Source organism: Eggerthella hominis, assembly GCF_014287365.1.
GTDB lineage: Bacteria > Actinomycetota > Coriobacteriia > Coriobacteriales > Eggerthellaceae > Eggerthella > Eggerthella guodeyinii.
Genome location: NZ_JACOOA010000002.1, coordinates 550,148 through 576,525 on the forward strand (window position 1 = coordinate 550,148; position 26,378 = coordinate 576,525).

Sequence of the window (26,378 nt, forward strand, 5' to 3'; positions counted from 1 at the left end):
AGGGTGGCCGGACGAGCGAGCTTACACCTCGTCGCCGGGGTGGCCGGCGTGATCCACCTTGGTGGCCAGCGGGTGCTCCTTGAGGGTGAGCATGAACACGAAGCCGACGGCCAGCAGCGGCACCACGTACAGGAAGATGGGGACGAGGGCGTCGCTGTACGCGGTGGCGATGGCGTGGCGCACCGGTTCGGCAAGATGCTGCACGAACTCGGGCGTGATGCGGTTCACGTTGATGTTGTCCACGCGCGGCAGCTGCGCGGCGAGGTCGGCCGACAGGCGCGACGTGAACAGCGCGCCCACGAGCGACGCGCCCAGCGTAGAGCCGATCTGCCGGAAGAAGCTGTTCGCCGCCGTCACCGTGCCCACGATGTCGTGCGAGAACTCGTTCTGCACGATGAGCACGAGGATCTGCTGGCCCAGGCCGATGCCCACGCCCAGCACGAACAGGAACACGCCCGTCATCAGGAGCGTCGTTCCCACCGTCAGCTGCGACAGCAGCACGTAGCCGATCGCGGCCACCACGGTGCTGGCGATGGGCATCCACTTGTAGCGGCCGGTTTTCGTGGCCAGGAAGCCCGTGAGCACCGACATCGCCAGCACGCCCGCCATCATGGGAAACGTCATGAGCCCGGCCTGCTCGGGCGCGAGACCGTCCACGATTTGGAAGTACGTGGGAAGGTAGGTCACGGTGCCCATGAGGCCCATCATGATGATGAGGCCCGTGACGGTGCACTTCACGAAGTTGCTGTTCTTGAACAGGAGCAGCGGGATGATGGGCTCGGCGGCGCGACTCTCGACGAGCACGAACGCGATGGCCGCCAGGATGAACAGCGCGAACAGGCCGAATACCTCGGGCGACGTCCAGGCGAACAGCGTGCCGCCCCACGCCGTGGCCAGCACGAGCGACGACACCGCCACCGCGCTGGTGGCCACGCCGAGGGCGTCGAAGGGCGGGCGGTTGTCGCGCGGAGCCGGCTTCGCCAGGAACAGCGCGATCGCCGCGATGGCCAGCAGCGCCAGCGGGATGTTGAACGCGAACAGCCAGCGCCACCCCGTCACCTGCACGAACCATCCGCCCAGGATGGGGCCGATCACCGTGGACACCGCGAACACCGAGCCCATCACGCCCATGTACTTGCCGCGCTGGCGCGGCGGGATGATGTCGGCGATGGTGGCCTGCGCCAGGATGATGAGGCCGCCGCCTCCCAGCCCCTCCACCGCGCGCCCGGCGATGAGCCCGTCCATGCTGGTGGCGAACCCGCAGGTGGCCGACCCCACGATGAACACGCTGAGCGCGATGATGAACAGGTACTTGCGCCCGTACAGGTCGCCGATCTTGCCGTAGACGGGCATGGTGATGGTCACCGCCAGGATGTACGCCGTTTCCACCCACTGCATGTGCTCGACGCCGCCCAGGTCGCCCACGATGGTGGGCAGCGCGGTGGCCGTGACCGTCTCGGACAGCGAGCTGACGAACATCGCCAGCAGCAGGCCCGCGAACACGGCCGCCACGCTGCGCGTGCGATGCGCGTTCGAGGGCGCGCCGCCGGCGGGCCCGGGTGCGGGCGCCATCGTGTTGGGTTCGTCGCTTTCGCGCACGCGCGCCGCATCCGCCGCCGCGCCCGCTGTCCGGTCTACGCCTTCCATAGATGCTCCTTATCGCTGCATGATCCTTCCCAGTATGGCCGCGCTCCGCGCGGGTCGCGCACGCGCGGAACACACGGAAACCGAACGGTCAGCAGCGCGTCGCGCGCTCGTGGGATGGCGGAATGCCGACCAGGGTGGAGAAATGGGCGCAAAAGGGCAGCCCTGACAATGTTACTCGTGACGAACTCGGGTCGTAGCCGTCTCGAGCGTTGCGCGACCTGGGCATATGCAGGACGCCTTTCCGAAAACCCGATACAAACGACCCGAAACACCGCCTGAAATTGTCATGGGTACCGTTTTGCGTCCAAGTCGAAAGCAGCTCTACGGGGAACGGCATCGACGTCCCGCAGATCCAGCCCGTTGCCATCCCAGGGGCGAGCGCAAGCGAGTTCGTCGGATCCCGTGTGACGCCAGCCGGAAGCGTGCCTGTTGGCACCGCACGGGGCACGGGACCCTTCGCCTCCGCTCGAGATGACAACCCGAACGGAGGCATAGGTCGATGGCGGTTCAAGAGAGAGGCTTACGACCCCCCTCCCCCGGTTGGGCGTTGCCCCGTCTCGCCACCGGAATGTTTCACGTGAAACATTCGTTCTGGCTCCCCTGCCCGCCCCGTTCCGTTTCCGTGCAGTATTCGCCCACATGTTGCGGTTTTGCGGCACCGAGGGCGGAACGAGGCGACGCGGCGGAGGGCGACCTGGGGAAACGCTCCCGATCGGAGACGCGCGCGGGATGCCGTAGCTCGTTCGATTACGCGCCGAGCGAGGAGTCGGGGTATTCGTACGTTTTCGCTCGTGCGCCGCCCCCGTACGCTATGCGTTTTGCATGCGGGCGAAAGCCGTCCGCGGTTCCGCGCGCGCGTCGAGTAGAATACGGGGGACGAGGAGGGAGGGGTCATGCAGCTCGAAGCGAAACCGGAGGCCGCGCGCGCGAAACGTGCGCTCGTGGGCAGCGCCTTGGGATACGGCATCGTGTGCGGGCTGACGTTCCCTCTCATGATCTCCAGCACGTTTCTCCAGGAAATGAGCCTGTCGCACGGGGCGGGCGACGCGTTCGGCGCGCTGTTCTTCCTCGCGTACGCGCTGACGATGGCCGGCACCGCACTGGCCTACGCGCTGCGCCGCAAGCCCACGCGCCGCGCGCGCATCGTCGGCGCCTTCGCCGCCGCCTTCCTGGGCAACGCTCTCATGTTCGCGCGGCTGGTGGGGCTCATCGAGGGCGGCTGGCTGTACGCTATCGCCGCATCGGGCCTGATCGGCTACGGGCTGGCCACTGCCGAACTGGCATGGATGGCGCGCATCACCAGCCTGCACGAGCGCGGCGAGGTTTCGCTTGCGCGCGCCGTGCCGCTCGCGTTTTTGTGCGGCGGCGTGGTGGCGGCGGTCATCTTCGCCGCATCGGGCACCTTCGAGCTGCTGTTCGCGCTTGGCATCATCGTCGTTTCGGCGCTGCCGCTCGTGCGCACGTCGCCGCTCGACGCGGCGGCGCGGCGCGTCAGCCTCGCGCAGGGCGGCGTGGGCGATTTCGTGAAAGCGGTGTCGTACCTGGCGGTGTTCTCGTTCGTGTTCGGCGCGGTGAGCCAGGTGGCCACCGTGGTCGAGGAGCCCATCCCCATCGCCGCGCAGGCCGTGCTGGGCATCCTGCTGGCGGCCGGCATCATGCTGGCGTACGTGGTGCGCAAGAAGCACGCGCTGTCGGTGGGCGACCTGTACGACATCCTGTTCCCCATCGTGGCCGTGGCGCTGATCGCGCTGCCGTTCATCACCTCGCCCATCGTGCACGTGATCGCGGCGGTGCTCGTGTTCGTGGCGTTCTATCTGTCGGGCATGAACGTGCGCATCGCCGTGTGCCTGCTGGGCGAGCGCGACCGCGTGTCGATGTGGGTGTACCTGAGCGTCGCGCTGGGGGCGTCGGCGCTGCTGATCCTCGCGGGCGTCGCGTTCGGCGCGGCGGTGATCGCGCAGGACTTGCTGGTGACGGGGCTCGCGCTCATCTCGCTCGTGTCGCTGTTCGTGCTGGCGCTCAACCCCATCGTGGCGAAGCGGCTGGAGGGCCGGCGCGCGCGGGCGGACGCGCCGTCGTCGCCCGCCCCGGAGACGAGCGACGTGCGCACGATGCAGGTTGACCTGCTGCGCTCGTTCGCCGAGGCCCACCGCCTCACCGCACGCGAGACCGACGTGCTCATCCTGCTGTGCCAGGGCCGCACGCGCACCTACATCGCCGACGAGCTGGGACTGTCGCCGAACACCATCAAGGGCTACATCCACAACGTGTACCAGAAGAGCGGCGCCGTGGACAAGCAAGACCTCCTCGACCGCGTCGAGCTGCACGCGGAAGGACGGTAGGGGGCTCGACAGCTGCGGCGCGGGTCCGCGGCGCGGGTCCGAGGCGCGGGTCCGCGGCGCGGGTTCGAGGCACGGGTCCGCGCCAGCGAAATCCCGTTTCGCGGCAGAGTATCGTGGCAGATTTTGCCCGATATTCGTCGTCCGGACGTGCGAAATTCAGCCGTAACCACCGTTTCGCCTTCTGCGTATTTCGTTTCCCCAGGTCGGCAGAACGAGCCGAGCGCCAATCGCAGCAAAGGGGCCAAACGAGGACGAATATCGGGCAAAACCTGCCAGAATTTTGGATTTCGCTAGCACAGCCCCGCCCCCCCCGCACGCTTTTCCCAGAAGCGCACCCTCCACTATGGAGGGTTTTCCCAATCCACCCACTTTGGCGCTGGTGGGGCGCAGCGCGGCCTGACAGGATGGCGACAGCGGATCGGCCGGAGGAGGGCCGACCGTCGGACAGGAAGCATCGTCACAGGGAGGATCATCATGACCAAGCAGGGACACACCATCGCATCCGCAGGCGTTTCGCGCCGCTCGTTCCTCATGGGGCTGGGCGCCACGGCCGCCGTCATGGCCGGCAGCGGCCTCGCCGGCTGCGCGCCGCAAACCACCGCGGCCCCCGCAAGCACCGGCGACGGCTCGGGCTCGGGCTCCGCGGACACCGCCGCCGGCTCCGGCGCGACCGGCGCCCAGAAAGCCGACACCATCCAAGCCGCCGCAGAAACCCCGGCCGAGAAGCAGGAAACCAAGGACGTCGACTTCGTCGTCGTGGGCAGCGGCGTGGCCGGCATGAGCGCGGCCGTGGAGGCCTCGCGCGCCGGTGCCACGGTGGTCGTGCTCGAGAAGCACACTATCACGGGCGGCGACTCGTCCATCTGCAGCGGCAACTTCTACTGCTGCGGCGCGAAGAAGCAGGACGAGCTGGGCTACACGGACTACGGCACGCCCGAGGAGGTGGCGCAGTTCTTCTTCGACCAGTCCGACGGCGACGCGAACATGGACATCTGCCGCCTCGTGGCCGAGAACGGCGGCGCGGCCATGGACTGGCTCGTGGAGCTGGGCTGCGACTTCGACAAGAAGCCCGGCGACAACGTGTCCGACCGCTCCATGGTGTCGACGACCAGCGGCAAGGGCATCGTGGACAACCTCATCGCCGAAGCGGAGAAGAACGGCGTGGAAATCATGATGGAAACGCGCGCCATCGAGGTGCTCATGGACGGCGGCAAGGCTGCCGGCGTGAAAGCGCGCCAGGGCAAGACCGAGTACACCATCAACGCGAAGGCCGTCATGCTGGCCTCGGGCGGTTTCGACGGCCAGGATTGGGCGAAGGAGCTGTACGCGCCGGGCGCCGTGGGTTGGCACACGTTCTCCAGCCCCAGCAACACGGGTGACGGCATCGAGCTGGCGAAGCAGGCGGGCGCGATGACGCTGCTCAAGGGAGGGCTGTCGCAGATCCACCTCGTGGGTCGCGAGCCGCTGCCGCTCAACGACGAGCTGAGCGCGCTGCGCATGGTGAACACGGGCGTGTTCGTCACCGACCTGGGCTATCGTTGCGCGAACGAGTCCATGACCAGCCAGTTCGACTACTTCACCCCGTTCGTCGAAAGCGGCCGCAAGGAATTCACCATCATCTGCGACTCGCAGCAACCCGAGAAGCGCCTGGAGCTCATCAAGAAAGGCGTGGAGAAGGGCGTGGTCGACACGGCCGACACCATCGAGGCGCTAGCCGAGGCGGCCGGGCTGCCCTCCTACCCGCTGGCGAAGACCATCGAGAAGTACAACGCGCTGTGCGAGGCCGGCGAGGACACCGACTTCCACAAGAAGCCCGAGGACCTGCAGGCCATCACGCAGGCGCCGTTCTACGCCATCCAGATCACGCCGAACACGAACGACTCGTTCGGCCAACTGGCCATCAGCACGAAGGCCGAAGTGCTCGACGCGAATCGCCAGCCCGTCCCCGGCCTGTACGCTGGCGGCACGCTGGGCAACGCCGAGCTGTTCTACATGCGCTACGCCGTGAGCGGCTCGTCCATGTGCATGGGCACCGTCACCGGCCGCATCGCCGCCCAGTCGGCCATGGAATACTACGGCGCCTAGCGCGCGCCAAGCGCTTGCGCCCGCGCGCGCCATCCGCATCGCCTTCCCTCCCCTCGCGCCCTCCGGTTTCCGGAGGGCGCCTTGCATTGGCCGAATGTTTCACGTGAAACATTCGTTCGACAAGCGGTGCGGGCGTCGCGCACCCCACGGCCGCCGCATGCGTGCGCCATGCGCCACACGCAACCCACGCCCCTGCCGCGCGCACGTTCGTCGCGCACGCCCCACAGCACACGCACGCACCCGCCGCACGCACGCCGCACGCACCCGCCGTACGCGCGTCGCACCGAGTTTGTGAATTTTGACTTGCGTGCTTGACTTCGCTATCTGTATGCAATAGTGTTACAGTTATCAACTGTACAAGACAGAATTACATTTCGAGAGACGGGGAACATCATGAAAGCTCGCACGAAGATGCGCGGTCGCTTGGTAGCCGTCGTGGCACTGGCGCTGACGGGCGCCCTCGCCCTGGCGGCCTGCTCGAGCGCACCCGCAGAGTCCGAGGACGCGTCGATGAGCGCGAGCGACTCCAGCACCGCCCCATCCACCAGCGCGTACACCAAGATCACCGCCGACGAGGCCCAGGCCATGATGGATGCCGGCTCCCCCACCATCGTGGACGTGCGCACCGCGCAGGAGTACGCCGAGGGCCACGTCCCCGGCGCCATCAACATCCCCGTGGAGAACATCGGCGCCGACAAGCCGGCCGAGCTTGCCGATACGGACGCCGACCTCATCGTGTACTGCCGCACGGGCGTGCGCAGCAAGCAGGCCTCCGACAAGCTGGTCGAACTGGGCTACCAGCACGTCAACGACATGGGCGGCATCGTCGACTGGACCGGCGACAAGGTCACCGGCGACCAGCCGAAGTAACCAAAGCAGCATCACGCGCGGGTCTTCCGAGGCCTGTGCGCGCTCCGACAGAATACTGACACGTGGACAGGTATGGGCAAATACTTCCCGCATGCAAGCTATCGGAACGCGCACGAACCTCGGAAGACGCACGGGAACCGCACTTCCCTCGGAAAGGAACCCTCATGAAACACTACGATGCAGCCATCATCGGCTTCGGAAAAGGCGGGAAGACCCTGGCCGGCGCGCTGGCGGCCGAGGGCAAAAACGTCGCCGTGATCGAGCAGTCGCCGCGCATGTACGGCGGCACCTGCATCAACGTGGCCTGCATCCCCACGAAGACTCTCGTGCATGCCGCCGCGCTGTCGCAGGCGCAGGGCGGCACGTTCGCCGAACGCGCCGCGCGCTATGCCGCCGCCATCGACGAGAAGGATCGCGTGACCGGCATGCTGCGCGGCAAGAACTACCACAAGATCGCCGACCTGCCGAACGTCGACGTCATCGACGGCCGCGCCTCGTTCGTGGACGCGACGCACCTCGCCATCGAGCCCGCAGCCGCGGCCGACGCCACGACCGCCGCCACAACCGACGCCGCGGCCGACGCCACCTCAGCCGCGCCCCAGCAGATCGAAGCCGACCGCATCTTCATCAACACCGGCGCGCGTCCCTTCGTGCCACCCATCCCCGGCATCGACAGCCCGCGCGTGTTCGTCAGCGAGACGCTGCTCGACCTGCGCGACCTGCCGGAGCGCTTCGTGATCATCGGCGGCGGCTACATCGGCCTCGAGTTCGCCTCCCTGTACGCGAACTTCGGTTCGCAGGTGACCGTCGTGCAGGACACCGAGGAGTTCATCCCGCGCGAAGACGCCGCCATCGCCGCATCGGTGCTGGCCAGCCTCGAGAACCGCGGCATCCGCGTCGTGCGGAGCGCGCGCGTCGTGCGCATCGACCGCGAAGCCGCACAGGACGCCGTCGTCGTCGAGGTCGCCGGCACCGAGGAGCGCATCCCGGCCGACGCCGTGCTCGTGGCCACGGGCCGCCGCCCCAACGTGGAGGGTCTCGCGCTCGACGCCGCCGGCGTGGAGCTCACCGAACGCGGCGCCGTGCGCGCCGACGAGCACCTGCGCACCACCGCGCCGAACATCCACGCGATGGGCGACGTCGTGGGCGGCCTGCAGTTCACCTACATCTCGCTCGACGACTTCCGCATCGTGAAGGACGACCTGCTGGGCGACGGCGCGCGCACCACCGAGAACCGCGGCGCCGTGCCCTACAGCGTGTTCCTCGACCCGCCGTTCTCGCGCGTGGGCATGACCGAGCAGGAGGCGCGCGACGCGGGCTTCGTCGTGAACGTGGCCGAGCTTCCGGCGGCGGCCATCCCGAAGGCGCAGCTGCTGGGCAAGCCCGTCGGCCTGCTGAAGGCCGTCGTGGACGCCGACACCGACCGCCTGCTGGGCGTGCACCTGTTCTGCGAGGAGTCGTACGAGATGATCAACACGGCGAAGCTGGCCATCGATGCCGGGCTGCCGTATCAAACGCTGCGCGACGCCATCTACACGCACCCCACCATGAGCGAAGCCTTCAACGACCTGTTCGCCGCCGTTCGCTAAACGCCGCGAACACGCGCTTCACGTGAACCATGCGAAGGCCCCGGAAATCCGGGGCCTTCGTCGATTCGGCGCATGACGCAACGCGGCAGCAGACTACTTCGCGATGAGCACGGGGATGGGAGATGCGTGCAACAGCTTGTGGCTGACGCTGCCCATGTACTCCTTGAGCCCGCTCAGGCCGCGGTTGCCCACAACGAGCAGGTCGTAGTCGCGCTGGTCGATCAGCTTGACGATCTCGGTGGCGGGGTTCGTGCCGGTCAGCAGCAGCGAATCGGTGCGCGCGGCAACCTCCTCGCCCATCTTCTGCTCCGCCTCGGCAAGCAGGTCCTCGCCGTCGGAGATCATCATGTCGAGAATGTCCTTGAAGTTCGCCATCTGCGTCTCGTCGAGCAGCGGGATGGGCACCACGTACACGATGTCCACGTGCGCTTCGGGATTCACTGCGGCCAGGCTGGCGGCCATGTGGAGCGCGCGGTCGGCACCCTCGGATTCGTCGAACGCCACGAGCAACTTGTCAACGGCCATGGTGGGCCTCCTCTCGGTCGCGGCGGGCGCGGTGCGCCGCCTGAAAACGTCCTATCTCCAGTATAGGGCTTTCCGCGCGAGCGGGGAAACAACTTGCAAACGCTTTCATGACCGCTTCCGCGCGGATCGCCGGCCGTCGCCCGCCGAGGTGGCGCGCACGGTACCATGAGGCGTCGCGGCGGGCTTCGGCGCGCAGCTGCAACTCTGACGAAAGGACGACCATGGAACAGTTCGACGCAGCGATCATCGGGTTTGGAACGGCGGGCCGCGCCCTGGGCGGTGCGCTTGCCGACGCAGGTCAGAACATCGCGGTCGTGGAGCAGTCCGACACCATGTACGGCGGCGCCTGCGTGAACAACGCGTGCATCCCCACGAAGTCCCTCGTGGAATCGGCGCGCCTCTCGGCCGCCATCGGCGGCCCCATCACCCAGCGCGAGGAACGCTACACCGCTGCGGTCGACGACATGGACGAGCTGCGCACCGCCTCGCGGATGCGCAACTACCACGCGCTGGCCGACCGGTCGAACGTCAGCGTCATCGACGGTCGCGCGTCGTTCGTGGACGCTTCCCACCTGCGCGTTTCCACGGCAAGCGGCACGCGCGATATCGAAGCGAAGCGCGTGTTCATCGACACCGGATCGCTGCCGAAGCTGCCCTCCATCCCCGGCGTGGACAGCCCGCGTGTGTTCGTCAGCAGCTCGCTCATCGACCTGCGCGAGCTTCCGCGCCAGCTCGTCATCATCGGCGGCGGCTACGTCGGCCTCGAGTTCGCCTCGTTCTACACCGATTTCGGCGCGCAGGTGACCATCCTGCAAGACGGCGATGCCATCCTCGCGCACGAAGACCCGGAAACGGCCGAAGCCGTGCGGAAAAGCCTCGAGGACCGCGGCGTCACCATCGTGTACAACGCCGACGTGACGAGCATCGACGACGAGCACGATCAAGTGCTGGTGTTCGCCCAGGTGAACGGCGAGGAGAAGCGCTACCCCGCCCACGCAGCACTCGTCGCCATCGGCCGCACGCCGAACACGGCGGGCCTCAACCTGGAAGCCGCCGGCGTCGATCTCACCGAGCGCGGCGGCATCAAGGTGGACGAGCATCTGCGCACCACGGCCGACAACGTCTGGGCCATGGGCGACGTGACGGGCGGCATGCAGTTCACCTACATCGCCTACGACGACTTCCGCATCGTCGCGTCCGACCTGCTGGGCGACGGCTCGCGCACCACCAAGAACCGCGGCGCCATCCCCTACTGCACGTTCGTGCACCCGCCGTTCGCGCGCGTGGGCATGACCGCGGACGAGGCGCGCGAAGCCGGCCACGCCGTGAACGTGTACGCGCTGCCGGCCGAAGGCATCTCGCAGGCGCACATCCTGCGCGATCCGGTGGGCCTCATGAAGGCCGTGGTGGACGCGGACTCCAACGTGGTGCTGGGCATGGACCTGTTCTGCGAAGACGCCCAGGAGCTGGTGAACACCGTGAAGCTGGTCATGGACGCGCGCATCCCCGCCTCCGTGCTGCAAAGCGCCGTGTTCTCGCATCCGTCCATGACCGAGGCGTTCAACAACCTGTTCACGCCGGAGAACCTGGAGCAGTAACGACGAGGGCGGGCACCAGCCCGCCCCGTGCCAGTGCACCAGCCCTCCCCTGGGCCCCCGCCCCGTGCCGCGCCTCCACACGCACCCCCTTCCACGCCGCGAGAACGCGCGGCGGAAGGGGGTGCGATATACTCTTTTTTCTTATCTGCGTCGAGGCCTCAACTTAATATTTAAGGGTATTGACATGGGCTTTCTCTCAGCAGACTATGTTTATCGCTTCGCACTACTACGACGAATTCCCCACGCGACAACCGTGTGCTTTCGCACGCCCTGTCGCGCCGGTGGGCGCGCAGCGCGCGATTCGTCGCCACGAGAAAGGAACACCGTTATGGCCATTGAAGCGTATTGCATGAAGTGCAAAGAGAAGAAGGAAATGAAGGATCCCGTGGAGGGCACCACGAAGAACGGCAAGCCCATCACGAAGGGCACGTGCCCCGTGTGCGGCAGCACCATCTGCCGTATCGGCGCGGCGAAGTAGCCACGCCCCGCGCATTGTGCGCTGCACAGACGAGAAGCGGAGCGCGACGCCGTGGGAAGGGCGCCGCGCTCCGTTGGAGATAGACCACCAGGAGGATACATGGAAGTTTCACCTATGAAGAAGTATGCGGCGGAATGCTTCGGCACCTTCGTGCTGACGCTGTTCGGCTGCGGCAGCGCTGCGGTTGCCGGCGCCACGCTGGGCACACTGGGCATCGCAATGGCGTTCGGCCTGTCCATCGTTGCGATGGCATTCGTTATCGGCAACGTATCCGGCTGCCACATCAACCCGGCCGTCTCGTTCGGCCTGTTCCTCGACAAGCGCCTGTCGGCCAAGGACCTCATCGGCTACTGGGTGGCCCAGTTCATCGGCGGCATCATCGCCGGTGCCGTGCTGGCGCTCATCATCAGCATGTGCGACCTCGGCGGCGTGCTGGTTACGGGCCTCGGCTGCGACGGCTACGAGGCCGCGTCGGCCGTGGGCATCTCCGTCGTGGGCGCGGTGATCGTCGAGATCATCCTCACCTGCATCTTCGTGCTGTCGGTGCTGGGCTCCACGGCCGACGAGAAGACGGCTCCGTTCGCCGGCATCATCATCGGCCTCACGCTGACCTTCGTGCACATCATGGGCATCCCGCTGACGGGCACGTCCGTGAACCCCGCGCGCAGCTTCGGCCCCGCCCTCATGATGGCCTTCAACGGCGACATGACCGCGTTGTCCCAGGTGTGGGTGTTCATCGTGGGCCCGCTCGTGGGCGCCGCCTGCGCAGCCGGCATCTGGATCGCGTTCAAGAACAAGAAAGCGGCGTAACCGCTTGCACAGCCGCGCGGCTGCGTCGCCCGGACGCAGCCGCGCACCGGAAAGAGGCCCCCGAACTGCACGTTCGGGGGCCTCTTCGCGATTCAGGGGCTTTTCGGACGAAATGGGAGGCTTGGGAGTTCGGGAGGGTTCGGGGGAGTTTGGGGATTCGGCAGGGCTTTGAGGAGCCCGCAGGCTCGGGAAGCATCAGAAGTTCGGAAGGCTCGGGAACGGCCCGAGGGTTCAGCCCGGCGCGCCGGCGCTACTTCTTCAAGCGCGCCGCAGCGGTTGCCGTCACGAAGCGCTTCACGGGATCGGTTCCCATGAGCATGCGCTCGTTGATCAGCCAGCGCTCGAGGGCCAGGTACGCGGGCGCTTTGTTGTTCTTGAGGCTGACCATGCAGATGGGGATGGCGACGGCGTCTTCCGGCGCGATGAGCTTCATGTCGGTGCCGGGATGCAGCTGGCCGAGCGCCGGAATGCCCACCGCGAACGACAGCCCGTTCTCCTTCGTGATGAACGCGTCGAAGCGCTCCGGGGCGGTCGGGCAGAAGCGGATGTCCACGCCGCGCGACCGGTACACCGACACGATGGACTCGTTGAAGGTGTCGAAATGCTCCGAGACCGCAACCGGGTAGGGACGGATGTCGGCCAACGTCACCGTCTTGTTCTGCGCGAGCGGGTGGGCACGCGCCATCACCACGCCCGGCATGACCTTGCCGATGGTTATGCAGTCGAACTCGGGGTGGTTGAACAGGCCCACCATGATGAGCGCGTCGAGGCGGCCCGCGTGCAGGGCGCTCGCACCGCGCGATCCCGTCTCCAGGCTCACGGATGTTTCGATGTTCATACCCTTGCCGATGAAAGAGGCTATGCTGGCACGCGCCTGCTCATGTCCGTAGAACGGGGGCGTGCACAGCCCCAGTCTTAAAGAGGAGACGCCCTCCGCGCGCCGGTTGTGAGCAAATGCCTCCAGCTCGTCGAAGTCGCGCAGCACGGGCTCGGCCTTGGCGTAGAATGCCTTGCCGAACGGCGTGGGATGCACACCGCGGCTTTCGCGCACGAACAATTCGTTCTTCAATTCTCGCTCGAGGTCCGCGATAGCTTTTGAAACCGCTTGCACGGTTACGTACTGCTCCTTGGCGGCTGCCGACAGGCTGCCATCCTGGAATACAGCGACGAAATATCTGATTTGTTTGATATTCAAAAAAGTCTACCTCAGGGCTTATGGAGCACATTTCATTTCGGAAATTCTACCCCTCCCATGCGTTATTCCATCCGAGACGCGTTCCGTTCAACTATCTTTTGAACAACCGTTTGACAAGCGAGAACTCCCGCGCACCGTCGCGCCTCTTGCGCGCTTGAAATATGCGTGTCACTTGCACGCACCTTGCCGAGAAGCGGGCCGGTTGGTGTAAGCTTCGAAGGGCATCAATCGCACGTGAAAAGGAGCACGCATGGCATCCCCCGGCTTCCCCCTCCGCAGCGCCGCCGACGGCTCGCCGCGCCGCATCGGCATGCCGCGCGCGCTGCTGCACTACCGCTACGGCACGCTGTGGACGGCGTTCTTCGAGGAGCTGGGGTGCGACGTGGTGGTCAGCGACCCCACCGACCGCAGCACCGTGGCGCGCGGGGACGCGCTGTCGAACGATGAATGCTGCCTCGCTTCGAAAATCTACCTCGGCCATGTGGCGTCGCTCGTGGAAACCGATCGCTGCGACGCGGTGTTCGTGCCGAGCATCGCCAACGTGGGGCGCCGCCGCGGGTTCTGCACGAAGTTCCAAGCGCTGCCCGACCTCGTGGCCAACACGTTCGCCGACAAGCGCATCGAGCTGGTATCGTGCCTGGTCAACGAAGTTGAAGAACACAAGGGCATGAAGGATGCTCTCATCGAACTCGCCACCGGCGCCTTCGCCGGTCCGCGCGAGGCGAAGCGCGCCTGGAAGGCGGCCTCGCGCGCGCAGGAGCAGGCCGAACGCGCCGCCCTGCTGGGGCAGACCCGCACGCTGGCGCGCCTCGACGCCGCGCGGGCGGCGGCCCGGCGGCCCGAGGACGCGCCCCTGGGCATCCTGTTGGCGGCGCACCCCTACATCGCGCACGACGCGTTCATGGGCGGCGCGCTGGTGGACATGCTCGAGCACATGAACGCCGAGGTGCTGTTCGCCGACGAGGCCGACCGCGAGCGCGCGCTGAAGGCCAGCTTCGACTTCTCCGACACGCTCCCGTGGATCGTCAGCCGCGAGCTGGTGGGCGCCATCACGCAGCTGCACGACCGGGTGGACGGCATCGTGCTGGTCAGCGCCTTCCCGTGCGGGCCCGACTCCATGACCGACGACGCCATCGTGCGCTGCATCCAGGGACGTCCCGTGCTCAACCTCACCATCGACGCGCAGAGCGGCACCGCCGGCCTCGAGACGCGCGTGGAGAGCTTCGTCGACATCCTGCGCTACCAGAAGAAAGGGGGCTACGTTGGCGCGTGACACGAAACGCGACGTGGTCAACCCGCTGCACACCGACAGCGAGGAGGAGGCGCGCGGCGTCCGCGTGGTGGTGGGCACCGAGCGCGGCCCGTTCAAACTGCTGCCCGCCCTGCCGAAGAAGAAACGCGCGAAACGCGATCGGCACGCCCGCACCCGCGTGGCGTTCTTCCGTTACAGCTACTACGATATCGCGTTCAAGTTCTTCGTCGAGAACGTGCTGGACGCCGATTTCGTCACGCTGCCGAAGCCGACGAAGCGCACCATCGAGCTGGGCTCGCGCCATTCAAGCGACACGGTGTGCGCGCCGTTCAAGCACATCCTGGGCGACTACATCGAGGCGCTTGAGCTGGGCGCGGACGTGCTCGTGCAGTTCGCGGGGCCCTGCCGCCTGGGGTACTACGGCGAGCTGCAGCAGTCCATCCTGCGCGACATGGGCTACGAGTTCGACATGCTGAACTTCGCCATGCTCACCGGCAAGCCGCTGACCGAGTACGTCTCGGTGTGCAAGAAGAAGGTGAACCCCGACCTGTCGGTGCCGCACGGCGTGCGCAACATGCTGGCCGTGTTCAAGATGATCGAGAACCTGGACGAAGTGAACGACTTCTATCTGGCGAACGCCGGCTTCGAGGCCGAGCACGGGTCGTTCGAACGCGCGCGGGAGACGTACTTCGCCGACATGCGCGGCGCCGCGAACGAGCGCGATATCGCCGAAGCGCAGCGCGCCGGCCTCGATGCGCTGCGGGCGCTGCCGCTGCGGCGCCCTGCGCGGCCGCTGCGCGTGGGCATCGTGGGCGAGTACTTCACGGCGGCCGACCCCGCCAGCAACCTGGACCTGGAGCGCAAGTTCCTCGACATGGGCGTGGAGCTGCACCGCGCGCTCAACATGACGAACCGCAACCTGCGCTACAACGAGAAGAACCTGCGCGCGAGCATTTCCGAATACGTGCGCTACGACATGGGGCCCACGTCGAGCATGACCATCGCGGCGGCGCTGCGCTACGCGCAGGAGGGGTTCGACGGCATCGTGCACCTCAAGTCGTCGGGCTGCACGCCTGAGGTGGACTGCATGCCCGTGCTGCAGCGCATCAGCCGCGACACCGGCGTGCCCATGCTGTACCTCAGCTACGATTCGCAGACGAGCGACACGGGACTCGACACGCGCCTCGAGGCGTTTTACGACATGATCGCCATGAAGAAGGAGAAGATCGGATGACGGAGCAGGAGAAGACCCGCCTGACCGGCAACGTCAGCGAGGGGCGTTCCGGTGCCGAAGATTGCCGCGAAAGACCGACGAAGCGTGCTTCCGCACGTGAGGAGGGCTTGGAGCGGGAAGGTTCGGTGCCAGAACGCGCCGCAGCGTCGGGAGCTCCGTTCGCCCCGTCAGGGCGAACGGAATGCTACCTGGGCATCGACATCGGGTCGATTTCCACGAAGGGCGTGATCATCGACGCCGATCGGCGCATCATCGCGCGCACGTACCTGTGGACCGAGGGCAACCCCGCCGACGCCGCGCGCCGCGTGGTGGCCGACCTGGGGTCGCAGGTGGATCGCGACAAGGTGCGCGTGCGGGCCACGGGAACCACGGGCAGCGCACGACGGCTGGTGGGCGCCATGTGCGGCGCCACCGTGGTGAAGAACGAGATCACGGCGCATGCCGTGGGCACGACGTTCCTCCATCCCGACGTGCGCACCATTTTGGAGATCGGCGGGCAGGACTCGAAGATCATCTGCGTGGAGAACGGCATCGCCGTGGACTACGCCATGAACACGCTGTGCGCCGCGGGCACGGGCGCGTTCTTGTCGAGCCAGGCGCACCGCCTGGGCGTGGAGGTGGAGGAGTTCGGCGACATCGCGCTAACCTCGAAGAAGCCGGCGAACATCGCCGCGCGCTGCACCGTGTTCGCGGAGAGCGACCTCGTGCACAAGATCCAGGTGGGCTACGCGCGCGAGGACATCATCGCGGGACTGTGCCGTGCCGTGGCCACGAACTACCTCAACAACGTGGGCAAGGGCAAGCAGATCGCCGCGCCCGTGGTGTTCCAGGGCGGCGTGAGCAAGAACGCCGGCGTGGTGCAGGCGTTCCGCGACGAGCTGGGGATGGACGTCACGGTCGACGAGGACGGCCACCTCATGGGCGCGTTCGGCGTGGCGCTGCTGGCGGCCGAGGCCGCGCCGCGGAGCGCGGGCGCGGGCGCGGGCGGCGGCTCCGGCGCAGGGGCTGAGGAGTTCGACTTCGACGCGCTGCGCACGTTCGAGTTCGCCACCCGCGAGATCGAGTGCCAGAAGTGTGCGAACCACTGCGAGATCATCTGCGTGTACCGCGACGGAACGATCATCGACTCCTGGGGCAACCGCTGCGACAAAGGCGCGGTGAAGGCGGGGTAGCGCCGAATCCGCAGGATGCGGCGCGAGCGGGCAGCAGGGACAATCGATTTCGTGGCAGGTTTTGCGAGATTTTCGTCATAGTTTGAGCATCGATGGAACCCTCGCATTCGACGCAGCGCTTTGACCAGCGGAAATGCAGGAGCACCGAACCGAGCCAGGCGCCGCAGGCGAAATTCGGAGCCTCCTATGACGAAAATCTCGCAAAACCTGCCACGAAGCCCTGATCTGCTGGCGCGACCTCAGCCCTCCCCGAACTGGAAGCCCGGGTACAGCGTCATGCCGCCGTCCACGAACAGCGTGGTTCCGGTCACGTAGCGCGCCTGGTCGGACGCGAGCCACGCCGCGGCGGCGGCCACGTCTTCGGGCGCGCCCACGTATCCCATCGGGATGAGCCGCTCGGTGGCGGCGCGCTGCTCGGGATCGGCCAGCTTCTGCGCGTTGATGGGCGTGTTCATGGCGCCGGGTGCGATGGCGTTCACGCGGATGCCGCGGTCGGCGTACTCGAGCGCCAGCGTCTTCGTCAGCATGCCGACGCCCGCCTTGCTGGCTGCGTAGTCGGCGAAGTGCGGCCAGGGAATCACCTCGTGCACGGACGACAGGTTGATGATGGTGCCGGGCATGTCATGCTCGAGGAAGTGATTGATGGCGCAGCGGCAGCCGGCGAACACGCCGGTGAGGTTCACGTCGAGCACGCGCTGCCACGCCTCGATGCTCTTCTGGTCGGACGGCGCGCCCTCCTCGATGCCCGCGTTGTTCACCCAGATGTCGATGCCGCCGAACGAGAACATCGCCGCGTCGTACAGCGCTTCCACGCATTCGGCCTTGCTCACGTCCGAGCGTATCGCGGCGGCCGCGCCGCCCGCCTCCTCGATGGCCCGCACCGTCTCGCGCGCGCCCTCCTCGTCGGAGCGGTAGTTCGTCACCACGTTCATGCCCTCGGCGCCGAAGCGCCGCGCCATGGCCGCGCCCAGCCCCTTCGAGCTGCCCGTCACCACCACCGTCTTGCCCTTGAGATCGTCGAACATGGAAGCCTTCTTTCCGCGCAAGGTCGCCGAGCCTATCGGCCTATCGTCCTGCGACCATAACGCACCCGCCCGCGCCCCCACTGCCCAAGCCCCCGCCGTCGCCCGCCCGTGGCGAACGCGTAACCGCCTTGGCGGCGAGAATCGCATGGAACTTGCGATGTGCGGCGTTGGGGGTTTCGGGATACTGGACGGGCAAACTGAAGGAAAGGACTGGCATGCTCGTTGAATTCAAGGGGATGTTTCCCGACGTGGAGCGCGCGGCGTACATTGCGCCGAACGCCGCCATCTGCGGCGACGTGGTGATGGCCGAGGGCAGCTCGGTGTGGTTCAGCGCGGTGATCCGCGCCGAGGTGGCGCCCATCCGCATCGGCGCGAACAGCAACGTGCAGGACAACGCCATGCTGCACAGCGACTACGACTGCCCCATCACGCTGGGCGATCGCGTGTCGGTGGGCCACAACGCCATCGTGCACGGCGCCACCATCGAGGACGACGTGACCGTGGGCATGCACGCCACGGTGATGAACGGCGCCGTGATCGGCCGCGGGTCGATGATCGCGGCCGGCGCGCTGGTGAAGGAGCGCGCGGTGATCCCGCCGTGCTCGCTGGTGGTGGGCGTGCCCGGCAAGGTGATCCGCACGCTCGACGCCGACACGGTGACGCGCAACATCGAGCACTCGCAGGAGGCCTACATCGCCGACGCGCAGGAATACGCCCGCGCCCGCGTGGTGGAGTAGCGCGGCGGCGAGCGACCGGGTGACGCCGTGCGCCCGGTCGCGGGCGCGGCCGGGTGATTCGCTCCGCGCCATCGCTCGTTTCTGCTAAAAAAATCAACTTGTGAACGAATTTTCGATGCAGCGAAAATGGTGACCAGGGAGTTTTCTAACGCCTGTATCGAATACAGCTCAGATTCCGTTCACAAGTTGAAATTTTTTGCAGAAACCGCCTGAATCGCGACTTTTCCACTCAACGCTTCGCGTGGAAGCGCACGCTAGCTCACCCAGTGGATGCGCTGCTCGTCGAAGCGGTCTTTGCCCTTCGGCGCCGGCTCATCGGCCGGAATGCCGCAGGCGATGATGGCGAACGGCTCCAGCCCCACGGGCACGTCGAGCACCTCGACGACGGCAGCCACCAGATCGACCTCCGGCGCCACCCCCATCCACACCGCGCCCAGGCCCAGGTCAACCGCTTCCAGCAGCAGGTTCTCGATGGCGGCGCTCATGTCTTGCGGCACGCATTCCGGGAAGCGTAGGCCCTCGGTGCGGGCGCACGCCACGATGGCGCAGGGAGCCTTGGCGGCCGCCTTCGCGTACGGCGTCGTGGCCGACAGCTTTTCCAACGTCGCGACGTCGCGCACCACGTAGAACTCCCACGGCTGCTGGTTTCCCGCCGACGGCGCGGCCATCGCGGCGCGCAGCAGCGCCCGCACCTCATCGTCGGTCACGAAGTCTTCCGTGAACCTCCGCACGCTCGCCCGCATGAATATCGCATCGACCATACAAGCCTCCTGACGCTCGGTTTGATTGCACGTTCATGATACCGCGTTGTCATCCCGCCTGCGCATCGCCCGCGTACAATGAATGAGAATCGAAACCAATCCCGCGTCCCATCTGCGACGCCCATCCGCGCGAAAGGATTCGCCATGCCCGATGAAATCGACGCGTACATCGCCGCGCAGCCCGGCGACGTGCGGCCCATGCTCAACGAGATCCGCGCCACGATTCGCGCCGCCGCCCCGGATGCCATCGAGAAGATATCCTGGCGCATGCCCACGTTCTGGCAGGGGAAGAACCTCATCCACTTCGCCGCGTTCAAGCACCACATCGGGCTGTACCCGGGGGCCGAGGCGATCGACGCACTCGCCGACCGCCTCGCGGGGTACCGCACGTCGAAAGGCGCCATCCAGCTCCCGCTGGGCAAACCCGTGGATCGCCAGCTGATCACCGATCTCGTCAGCTGGAACCTCGCGCGGCTCGCTCGCTAGCTACTCCCACTTGAAGAAGCGCACGGCGATCGCCGTGCACACCGCGGCCCACACCACCATGATCACCACGGGCACGATGGCCTGGTCGATGGGCAGCCCGAGCGACGTCGCCTTCAGCAGCTTCACGCCCTGGGTGAGCGGCAGCAGGTCGGCCACGCGCTGTAAGGCCGTGGGCATCATCTCGTAGGGAAGCGTCGTCCCCGACAGCAGCAGCATAGGGAAGTACAGCACGCTGGCCAGCACGCTGGCGATCTTCTCGTTCGGCGCGAGGCCGCCCACCATCATGCCGAGCGCCAGCATGGCCGCCAGCACCAGCACGTACGACCCGACGAACGCCGGCCACGACCCGGCGAACGCGTACCCGAAGAACAGCGCGGCCACCCCGAACACGAGCACGGCGGAGATCAGCGCGTACACGGTATAGATGGCCACCTGCACCGCCAGAATGGTGTACACGCTGATGGGCGTCACGAAGTAGCGCTTGAGAATCTTGCGGTACCGGTAGTTCGACACCACGAGCGGCAGGCCCATCGCGCCGCCGGCGCAGATGGCGATAGCCGACACCGCGCCCACCGACTGCGCCACGAACGTGTAGTCCGCGCCCTCGTAGGCCGGCTGGCCGCCGAACATCATGCCGACGACCAGCATCACCACCACGGGCATGATCACGGCGAAGATGGGCATGTTCATGTCGCGCAGCGACAGGCGGAACTCGACCCCGAACAGGGTGCTAAAGGCTTTCATGGGCGCCTCCTTCGGCGGAATGAGGGGTTGCGGTTGCAGCGCCGGATGCGGCGGTTTCGGAGGTTTCGGCGGGCTCGGCGGGCTCGGCGGGCTCGGCGTACGCGAGGTAGGCGTCCTCGAAGCTGGCGAACGGGCCGGACGCCACGGCCTCGGCCACCGTGCCGGAGAACACGATGCGCCCCCTGCGCAGGATGGCGATCCGATCGCACAGCGCTTCCACTTCGTCCATGAAGTGGCTGGTCAACACGATGGTCATACCCTGTTGGCGCATCTCGTCCAGCAGGTTCCACACGTCGCGGCGCGCCTTCACGTCGAGCCCCGTGGTCAGCTCGTCGAGGAACACCACCTCGGGACGCGGGATGAGGGCCAGCACCACGAACAGGCGCTGGCGTTGGCCGCCCGACAGCGACTCGACGGCCTGCTTGCGCACCTCCGTCAGGCCGAATCGCGCCAGCAGATCAGCCGGATCGTCGGCTTCGCGGTACAGCGCCCGCGTGGCGCGGCACAGCTCGTCCACCGTGATCTTGTCCTGATAGCGCGCCTCCTGAAACTGCACGCCCACCCGCTGGAACAGCTCCTTGCGCCGCAAGCGTGGGTCCATCCCCAGAATCGTCGCGCTTCCCGCGTCGGGGCGGTTCACGCCCAACAGGCATTCGAGCGTCGTGGTCTTCCCCGCCCCGTTCGCCCCCAGCAGCCCGAACGTCTCGCCGGCGGCCACGTCGAAGCCGATCCCGTCCACCGCGGGCACGCCTCCGTACGATTTCACCAGGTCGCGCACGTGTACTCCGTCGTTCATACGTCCTCCAATCTTTCGGTCGCCGAAGATACTAGAAGACGCGTCAACTCTGGTGGCAAAGTGGAGGGTTTGTTCAGGCGAGATTTTTCATGCGCTCGAGCAGTTCGATCATCTCGAAGGCGTTGCGCTCCGCCGCATCGAGCGACGTGAGCAAGCGGTCGCACACCGACAGGATGTCGTCGTCGGGATCAGGGTGATCAAGCACGTGCTCGATGTCGGCGGCCGCATCGCGATCGAGCGCGTCGAGCAGCCGCAGGATGGCGGCCAGCGAGTAGTTGGCGGCACGCAGCGCACGGATGATGGCCAGGCGGTTGAGGTCGGCGGCGCTGTACACGCGATAGCCGTTCTGCTTGCGCTTGACCTGCAGCAGGACGTTCATCTCCCAGTTGCGCAGCGCGTCGATGGTGGTGTCGAGGTGGTCGGCCGCCTCCTTGCGCGTCAGCATGAGCGGCTCGGTGCGGGCAGGGCTCGTAGAGGCGTACCGTGTTCGGATGCACGCCGACGGCGCTCGCGATGCGCGATGTGGTGTAGGTGCGGGGCTGGTCCATGCGCCGAGTATAGCCGACGAACAACGGGTGCAACCGTGCGAAATCGGGGATTCCGGCACACGCGTCGCACACGGTATACTGAGAGAACCGCGTTTTCGCGTACGTTCCGAGGAGGCCCCATGACGAACCTGCCAGCTCCCCACCGCCTATCCCGCCGATCGTTCTGCACGTTGTCCGTCGTGGCGCTTGCCTCGCTCGCACTGCCGGCCCGGCGCGCCTTCGCCGACGAAACGGCTGCGGCGGCAGGCGACGCACCCATCGTCATCGTGCACACGAACGACGTGCACTGCGCCGTGGACGAGAACCTGGGGTACGCGAAGCTCGTGAACTACGTCGACACCATGCGCTCCACGTACGGAGCCGACAACGTGACCCTCGTGGACGCGGGCGACGCCGTGCAGGGCAAGGCCATGGGCACGCTGACGAACGGCGAGTACCTCATCGACATCATGAACACGTGCGGCTACGATTTCGCCATCCCGGGCAACCACGAGTTCGACTACGGAATGACCCAGTTCAACACGCTGGTCGCCCGCGCGAAGGCGAAATACCTCTCGTGCAACTTCACCGATCTGCGCACGGGGAACCTCATGTTCGACGCGTACACCATGCGCGAATACGGCACGGGCGACGGCAAGAAGAAGGTCGCGTTCCTGGGCATCTGCACGCCCGAAACGCTGACGAAGTCCTCCCCCGTCAGCTTTCAGGACGAGAGCGGAACGTACATCTACGGCTTCTGCGAAGACGACTCCGGCTCGAAGCTGTACGATGCCGTGCAACGCGCCGTCGATCAGGCGCGCGCCGACGGGGCCGACTACGTGGTGGCGCTGGCGCACCTGGGCCAAAAGGGCGTGACCGCGCGCTGGACCAGCACGTCCGTGGTAGCGAACACGAGCGGCATCGACGTGGTGATCGACGGGCACTCGCACGAGTTGTACGCGCAGACGCCGCTCAACAAGAACGGCCAGCCGGTGCTGGTCACGCAAACGGGTACCCAGCTGGTGGGTATCGGCCAGGTGGTGATCAACCCGGCGACCGACACCATCACCGCGTACGCGTCGGACGATGCCAAAACCGTCACCGCGTCCACGACGAACGGCACCGCCAGCATCATCGAGACGTGGGACGGCATCGATGCCGCGACCGCCGCGTACATCGTCGGCCTGCAAGCGGAGCTCGCGAAAATCACGGAACGCGTCATCGGAACATCGGACGTGCGGCTCGTCGCGCTCGAGGACGACGATTACACCTGGGCCGTGCGTGCGCATGAGACGAACCTCGGCGACTTCGTGGCCGACGCGTACCTGGCGCTGGCCTGGCACGGCGGGGTCATGGCCGACGTGGGGTTCGTCAACGGCGGCGGCATCCGGGCCAACATCGAGCCGGGCGACGTGACGTACGGCGACCTCATCGACGTGCAACCCTACAACAACCAGCTGTGCTACGTGGACACGCTGGGTCAGAACATCCTCGACCTTCTGGAAGCGGGCGCCCGAAACCTCCCCGACCCCAACGGAGGCCTGCAGCAGGTGTCGGGCCTCACGTACACCGTGCGCACGGACATTCCGTCGTCGGTGCAGATGCCGGGCGGAACCTTCGGCGGCGTCACCGGCGAGTACCGCGTGCGCGACGTCATGGTGAACGGCGAGCCGCTTGACGTGAACCGGCGCTACAAGATGGTTTCGCACACGTATCTGATCGTGGAGGGAGGCGATGGCCTCACCATGTTCAAGAACGACGAGGCCGTGCTGCTCGATCTGGACAACAAGGCGCTCATCGAGTACATCCAGTACGATTTGAAGGGAACGATCGGCAGCGAGTATGCCAACCTGGCCGGTCAGGGCCGCATCGCGATCAAGGACGGTCCCGACCCCGAGCCGACGCCCCTGCCCCAGCCCGAGCCGGAACCAGCCGCCGACCCCGCCGCAGGCCCCGGCGGCAAGCCCCTCGCGCGCACCGGCGACCTCACGGGCGCCGCAGTCGTCGGAGCCGTCGCGGTTGCAGCGGCAGCGGCAGCAACAGGAGCCGTCGCCGTAGGCGCGCGGCGCTAAACTCCCGCCGCAACGGATGTTTCACGTGAACCATCCGTTCGCGCGCGGCAAAACGAAGGGGAGCTCGCCAACGCGAGCGCCCCTTCGTCGGCGTTACGCCATCAGCTTCGTCACGGCGTTCGCGTAGGCGACCGGGTCCTCGATGGGCAGGCCCTCAACCAGCAGCGCCTGGTTGTACAGCAGTTCCGCATACAGCTTCACCTTGTCGGCGTCGCCGGCTTCCTGCGCCGCGCGAAGCACGTCGAACACCGCGTGCTTCGCGTTCACTTCCAGCACGCGCTCGGACTTGATGCCGTCGCCGCCGTCGGGCATCTGCGCCATGATGCGCTCCATCTCGAGCGACACCGGGCCCGCCGCGGTGATGCACGCCGGCGCATCCTCCAGGCGCGACGACACGGCCACCTTCGTCACCGAGTCGCCCAGCGCGTCCTTCATGGCGGCGAACAGGGCCTCATTGTCCTTCGTCGTCTCCTCGGCTTCCTTTTTCTCCTCCTCGGAGGCCAGGTCGAGGTCGCCCGACGCCACGTTCTTCAGCTCGAGCGGCTCCGGCGCCTCCTCGCCCTCAGGCGCGGGCGCGCCGTACGTCATCATCGCCTGGAAGCAGAACTCGTCGACGTCCTTCGTGCACAGCAACACGTCGTAGCCCTTCCCCAGCACCGTCTTCACGATGGGCATCTTGCCCAGGCGCTCGATGCTCTCGCCCGCCGCGTAGTAGATGGCCTTCTGGTCGGCCGGGGCGGCGGCCAGGTACTCGTCCAGCGTGACCAGCTTCTCCTGCTTGGCCGAGTAGAACAGCAACAGGTCGGCCAGCTGGTCCTTCAGCGAGCCGTAGCTGTTGTAGATGCCGAACTCCAGGCCGCGGCCGAAGTTCTCGAAGAACCTCTCGTACTCCTCGCGGTCGTTGTCGCGCATCTTCTTCAGCTCGGACGTGATCTTCTTCTCGATCTTCTTCGCGATGGCGCGCAACTGGCTGTTGTGCTGCAGCGTCTCGCGGCTGATGTTCAGCTGCAGGTCCTGGCTGTCCACCACGCCGCGCACGAAGTTGAAGTGGTCGGGCAGCAGCTCCTCGCACTTCTCCATGATCAGCACGTTGGAGCTGTACAGCGCGAGGCCCTTCTTGAAGTCCTTGCTGTACAGGTCGTACGGCGCACGGCCGGGAATGAACAGCAGCGCGTCGTAGCTGAGCGCGCCCTCGGCGTGGATGCTGAACGTGCGCGCCGGGTCGGTGAAGTCGTGGAAGTCGGTCTTGTAGAACTCGTGGTACTCCTCGTCGGTGACTTCCGACTTGCTGCGCTTCCAGATGGGGATCATCGAGTTGATGGTGTCGATCTCGGTGTAGTCCTCGTATTCCGGCCGATAGTCGTCGCCGGCATCCTCGGGCTTCGGCTTCTGGCGCGTCTTCGACACTTCCATCTGCACGGGGTAGCGCACGTAGTTGCTGTAGCGCTTGATGAGGTTCTTCAGGCCGAACTCGCTGAGGAACGTGTCGTAGCTATCCTCGTCGGTATTGTCCTTGATGGTGAGGATGATGTCGGTGCCGTGGCCCTCGCGCGCGGCCTCCTCGATGGTGTAGCCCTCGACGCCGTCGCTCTCCCAGGCCCAGGCCTCGTCGCTGCCGTACGCCTTCGACACGACGCGCACCTTGGACGCCACCATGAAGGCGGAGTAGAAGCCCACGCCGAACTGGCCGATGATGTCCACGTCGTCGCCCTGGCTGTCGGAGTTCTCGGCTTTGAACTCCATGCTGTCGGAGTGCGCGATGGTGCCCAGGTTGCGGTCGAGCTCGTCCTTCGTCATGCCGATGCCGTTGTCGCTGACCGTGACGGTGCGCGCGTCCTTGTCGAACGACACGCGGATGCCCAGCTCGTCCTTGCCCAGCTGGACGTCCTTGTCGGTGAGGCTGCGGAAGTACAGCTTGTCCACCGCGTCCGACGCGTTCGAGATGAGCTCGCGCAGGAAGATCTCGCGGTTCGTGTAGATGGAGTTGATCATGAGGTCGAGCAGCTTCTTGCTCTCGGTTTTGAACTTGCGCATGGTTGGCGTCGCTCTCCTTTTCTTGTACGTGCCCGCCGCAGGTAGGCGCAACGTCAGCGAGGCTCGCGATGTGTGCCATAGTGGCTCGTCATGCGGCCGAGCGTGCTTCCGCACGTGAGGGCAAGCATGAAAGGGCCAGGATGGCGCGCAGCGTGAGCCCGCAGCGTCGGCCTGATCCGATGGCTGGCAAGCCATCGGAACGCCTTTAGCAGTCTCGGGCTTCGAGTGCTAACACGTGATTTTAGTGCGGCGCGCGGAGATGTCAAGCGGAAGACGCCCCGATTGCAGAACACCCGCACAGGAGAGGGCAGGAGGGGGCAGGAGAGGCCCCGGAGGGGCGAACGGGTAATACGCGAAAAGACCGGCCGGGGAGGGAGGCGACCGGTCTTTCGCATATCG

At 66.5% G+C, this 26,378-nt stretch carries 22 protein-coding genes; 13 read left to right on the forward strand and 9 right to left on the reverse strand.

Translation table 11 applies throughout. The features are described from left to right. Window positions 1-21: 21 nt before the first annotated feature. Window positions 22-1,647 (reverse strand): MDR family MFS transporter, encoded by a 1,626-nt coding sequence (locus H8S61_RS07120; protein ID WP_186938483.1) that lies wholly within the window; start codon window positions 1,645-1,647, stop codon window positions 22-24. Between the two features lie 893 nt (window positions 1,648-2,540). Here H8S61_RS07120 and H8S61_RS07125 point away from each other — a divergent pair. The 4 genes from H8S61_RS07125 (at window position 2,541) to H8S61_RS07140 (ending at window position 8,533) form a co-directional block, all read left to right on the forward strand. Beyond that, window positions 2,541-3,989 carry a helix-turn-helix transcriptional regulator gene (locus H8S61_RS07125; RefSeq protein WP_160942117.1) on the forward strand — a complete coding sequence of 483 codons (1,449 nt, stop codon included), beginning with the start codon at window positions 2,541-2,543 and terminating at the stop codon, window positions 3,987-3,989. Window positions 3,990-4,463: 474 nt separating this feature from the next. Next, on the forward strand, window positions 4,464-6,074 hold the full coding sequence (locus tag H8S61_RS07130; RefSeq protein WP_186938484.1) for an FAD-dependent oxidoreductase: 1,611 nt from the start codon (window positions 4,464-4,466) through the stop codon (window positions 6,072-6,074). Window positions 6,075-6,467: 393 nt separating this feature from the next. Continuing rightward, window positions 6,468-6,944: a rhodanese-like domain-containing protein gene (locus tag H8S61_RS07135; RefSeq protein WP_186938485.1), complete on the forward strand. Its 477-nt coding sequence runs from the start codon at window positions 6,468-6,470 to the stop codon at window positions 6,942-6,944. Window positions 6,945-7,108: 164 nt separating this feature from the next. Beyond that, on the forward strand, window positions 7,109-8,533 hold the full coding sequence (locus tag H8S61_RS07140; RefSeq protein ID WP_186938486.1) for an FAD-dependent oxidoreductase: 1,425 nt from the start codon (window positions 7,109-7,111) through the stop codon (window positions 8,531-8,533). Between the two features lie 93 nt (window positions 8,534-8,626). Here H8S61_RS07140 and H8S61_RS07145 read toward each other — a convergent pair whose 3' ends face one another. After that, on the reverse strand, window positions 8,627-9,058 hold the full coding sequence (locus H8S61_RS07145) for a universal stress protein (protein ID WP_154333325.1): 432 nt from the start codon (window positions 9,056-9,058) through the stop codon (window positions 8,627-8,629). A gap of 221 nt (window positions 9,059-9,279) precedes the next feature. Between H8S61_RS07145 and H8S61_RS07150 the strand changes: the two genes are divergently transcribed. The 3 genes from H8S61_RS07150 (at window position 9,280) to H8S61_RS07160 (ending at window position 11,944) form a co-directional block, all read left to right on the forward strand. Continuing rightward, window positions 9,280-10,656, forward strand: a complete 1,377-nt coding sequence (locus H8S61_RS07150; RefSeq protein WP_186938487.1) for an FAD-dependent oxidoreductase — start codon at window positions 9,280-9,282, stop codon at window positions 10,654-10,656. Between the two features lie 328 nt (window positions 10,657-10,984). Next, window positions 10,985-11,134 carry a DUF5679 domain-containing protein gene (locus tag H8S61_RS07155; RefSeq protein WP_170139530.1) on the forward strand — a complete coding sequence of 50 codons (150 nt, stop codon included), beginning with the start codon at window positions 10,985-10,987 and terminating at the stop codon, window positions 11,132-11,134. 99 nt (window positions 11,135-11,233) lie between these two features. After that, a complete protein-coding gene (locus tag H8S61_RS07160) occupies window positions 11,234-11,944 on the forward strand; it encodes an aquaporin (protein ID WP_154333323.1) in 711 nt (236 codons plus the stop codon). 250 nt (window positions 11,945-12,194) lie between these two features. Here the strand turns inward: H8S61_RS07160 and H8S61_RS07165 are convergent, their stop codons facing one another. Then, a complete protein-coding gene (locus tag H8S61_RS07165; protein WP_160942123.1) occupies window positions 12,195-13,139 on the reverse strand; it encodes a LysR family transcriptional regulator in 945 nt (314 codons plus the stop codon). Between the two features lie 250 nt (window positions 13,140-13,389). Between H8S61_RS07165 and H8S61_RS07170 the strand changes: the two genes are divergently transcribed. From H8S61_RS07170 to H8S61_RS07180, 3 genes are read left to right on the forward strand one after another with little or no spacing between them, the layout of a single operon-like run. Continuing rightward, the gene (locus tag H8S61_RS07170; protein WP_186938488.1) at window positions 13,390-14,412 is read left to right on the forward strand and encodes an acyl-CoA dehydratase activase-related protein; all 1,023 of its coding nucleotides are present in this window, start codon (window positions 13,390-13,392) and stop codon (window positions 14,410-14,412) included. Beyond that, the gene (locus tag H8S61_RS07175; protein WP_186938489.1) at window positions 14,402-15,625 is read left to right on the forward strand and encodes a 2-hydroxyacyl-CoA dehydratase; all 1,224 of its coding nucleotides are present in this window, start codon (window positions 14,402-14,404) and stop codon (window positions 15,623-15,625) included. The genes H8S61_RS07170 and H8S61_RS07175 overlap by 11 nt, the downstream gene beginning before the upstream one ends. Next, window positions 15,622-16,797: an acyl-CoA dehydratase activase gene (locus H8S61_RS07180; RefSeq protein ID WP_255466502.1), complete on the forward strand. Its 1,176-nt coding sequence runs from the start codon at window positions 15,622-15,624 to the stop codon at window positions 16,795-16,797. The genes H8S61_RS07175 and H8S61_RS07180 overlap by 4 nt, the downstream gene beginning before the upstream one ends. Window positions 16,798-17,036: 239 nt before the next feature. Here the strand turns inward: H8S61_RS07180 and H8S61_RS07185 are convergent, their stop codons facing one another. After that, entirely contained in the window at window positions 17,037-17,822 is a 786-nt protein-coding gene (locus H8S61_RS07185) for a glucose 1-dehydrogenase (protein WP_186938490.1), read from the reverse strand. Window positions 17,823-18,037: 215 nt separating this feature from the next. Here H8S61_RS07185 and H8S61_RS07190 point away from each other — a divergent pair, with 215 nt between their 5' ends. Then, window positions 18,038-18,559 carry a gamma carbonic anhydrase family protein gene (locus H8S61_RS07190; protein ID WP_186938491.1) on the forward strand — a complete coding sequence of 174 codons (522 nt, stop codon included), beginning with the start codon at window positions 18,038-18,040 and terminating at the stop codon, window positions 18,557-18,559. A 254-nt stretch (window positions 18,560-18,813) separates the two neighbouring features. Here H8S61_RS07190 and H8S61_RS07195 read toward each other — a convergent pair whose 3' ends face one another. Then, a complete protein-coding gene (locus H8S61_RS07195) occupies window positions 18,814-19,320 on the reverse strand; it encodes a nitroreductase family protein (RefSeq protein ID WP_186938492.1) in 507 nt (168 codons plus the stop codon). 144 nt (window positions 19,321-19,464) lie between these two features. Between H8S61_RS07195 and H8S61_RS07200 the strand changes: the two genes are divergently transcribed. Then, entirely contained in the window at window positions 19,465-19,806 is a 342-nt protein-coding gene (locus tag H8S61_RS07200) for an iron chaperone (RefSeq protein ID WP_186938493.1), read from the forward strand. On the opposite strand, the gene H8S61_RS07205 is transcribed toward H8S61_RS07200, so the two are convergent. The 3 genes from H8S61_RS07205 to H8S61_RS07215 all read right to left on the reverse strand — a co-directional run bounded on the left by H8S61_RS07205 (window position 19,807) and on the right by H8S61_RS07215 (window position 21,791). Continuing rightward, window positions 19,807-20,550, reverse strand: coding sequence for an ABC transporter permease (locus tag H8S61_RS07205; protein ID WP_186938494.1), 744 nt, complete (start codon window positions 20,548-20,550; stop codon window positions 19,807-19,809). Then, window positions 20,537-21,346 carry an ABC transporter ATP-binding protein gene (locus tag H8S61_RS07210; protein ID WP_186938495.1) on the reverse strand — a complete coding sequence of 270 codons (810 nt, stop codon included), beginning with the start codon at window positions 21,344-21,346 and terminating at the stop codon, window positions 20,537-20,539. The genes H8S61_RS07205 and H8S61_RS07210 overlap by 14 nt, the downstream gene beginning before the upstream one ends. 73 nt (window positions 21,347-21,419) lie before the next feature. Continuing rightward, window positions 21,420-21,791, reverse strand: a complete 372-nt coding sequence (locus H8S61_RS07215) for a MerR family transcriptional regulator (RefSeq protein ID WP_255466503.1) — start codon at window positions 21,789-21,791, stop codon at window positions 21,420-21,422. A gap of 222 nt (window positions 21,792-22,013) precedes the next feature. On the opposite strand from H8S61_RS07215, the gene H8S61_RS07220 reads away from it, so the two are divergent. Next, window positions 22,014-23,945 carry a bifunctional metallophosphatase/5'-nucleotidase gene (locus tag H8S61_RS07220; protein WP_186938496.1) on the forward strand — a complete coding sequence of 644 codons (1,932 nt, stop codon included), beginning with the start codon at window positions 22,014-22,016 and terminating at the stop codon, window positions 23,943-23,945. Between the two features lie 93 nt (window positions 23,946-24,038). Here H8S61_RS07220 and htpG read toward each other — a convergent pair whose 3' ends face one another. After that, window positions 24,039-25,979 carry a molecular chaperone HtpG gene (gene htpG, locus H8S61_RS07225; RefSeq protein ID WP_186938497.1) on the reverse strand — a complete coding sequence of 647 codons (1,941 nt, stop codon included), beginning with the start codon at window positions 25,977-25,979 and terminating at the stop codon, window positions 24,039-24,041. Between the last annotated feature and the right edge of the window lie 399 nt (window positions 25,980-26,378).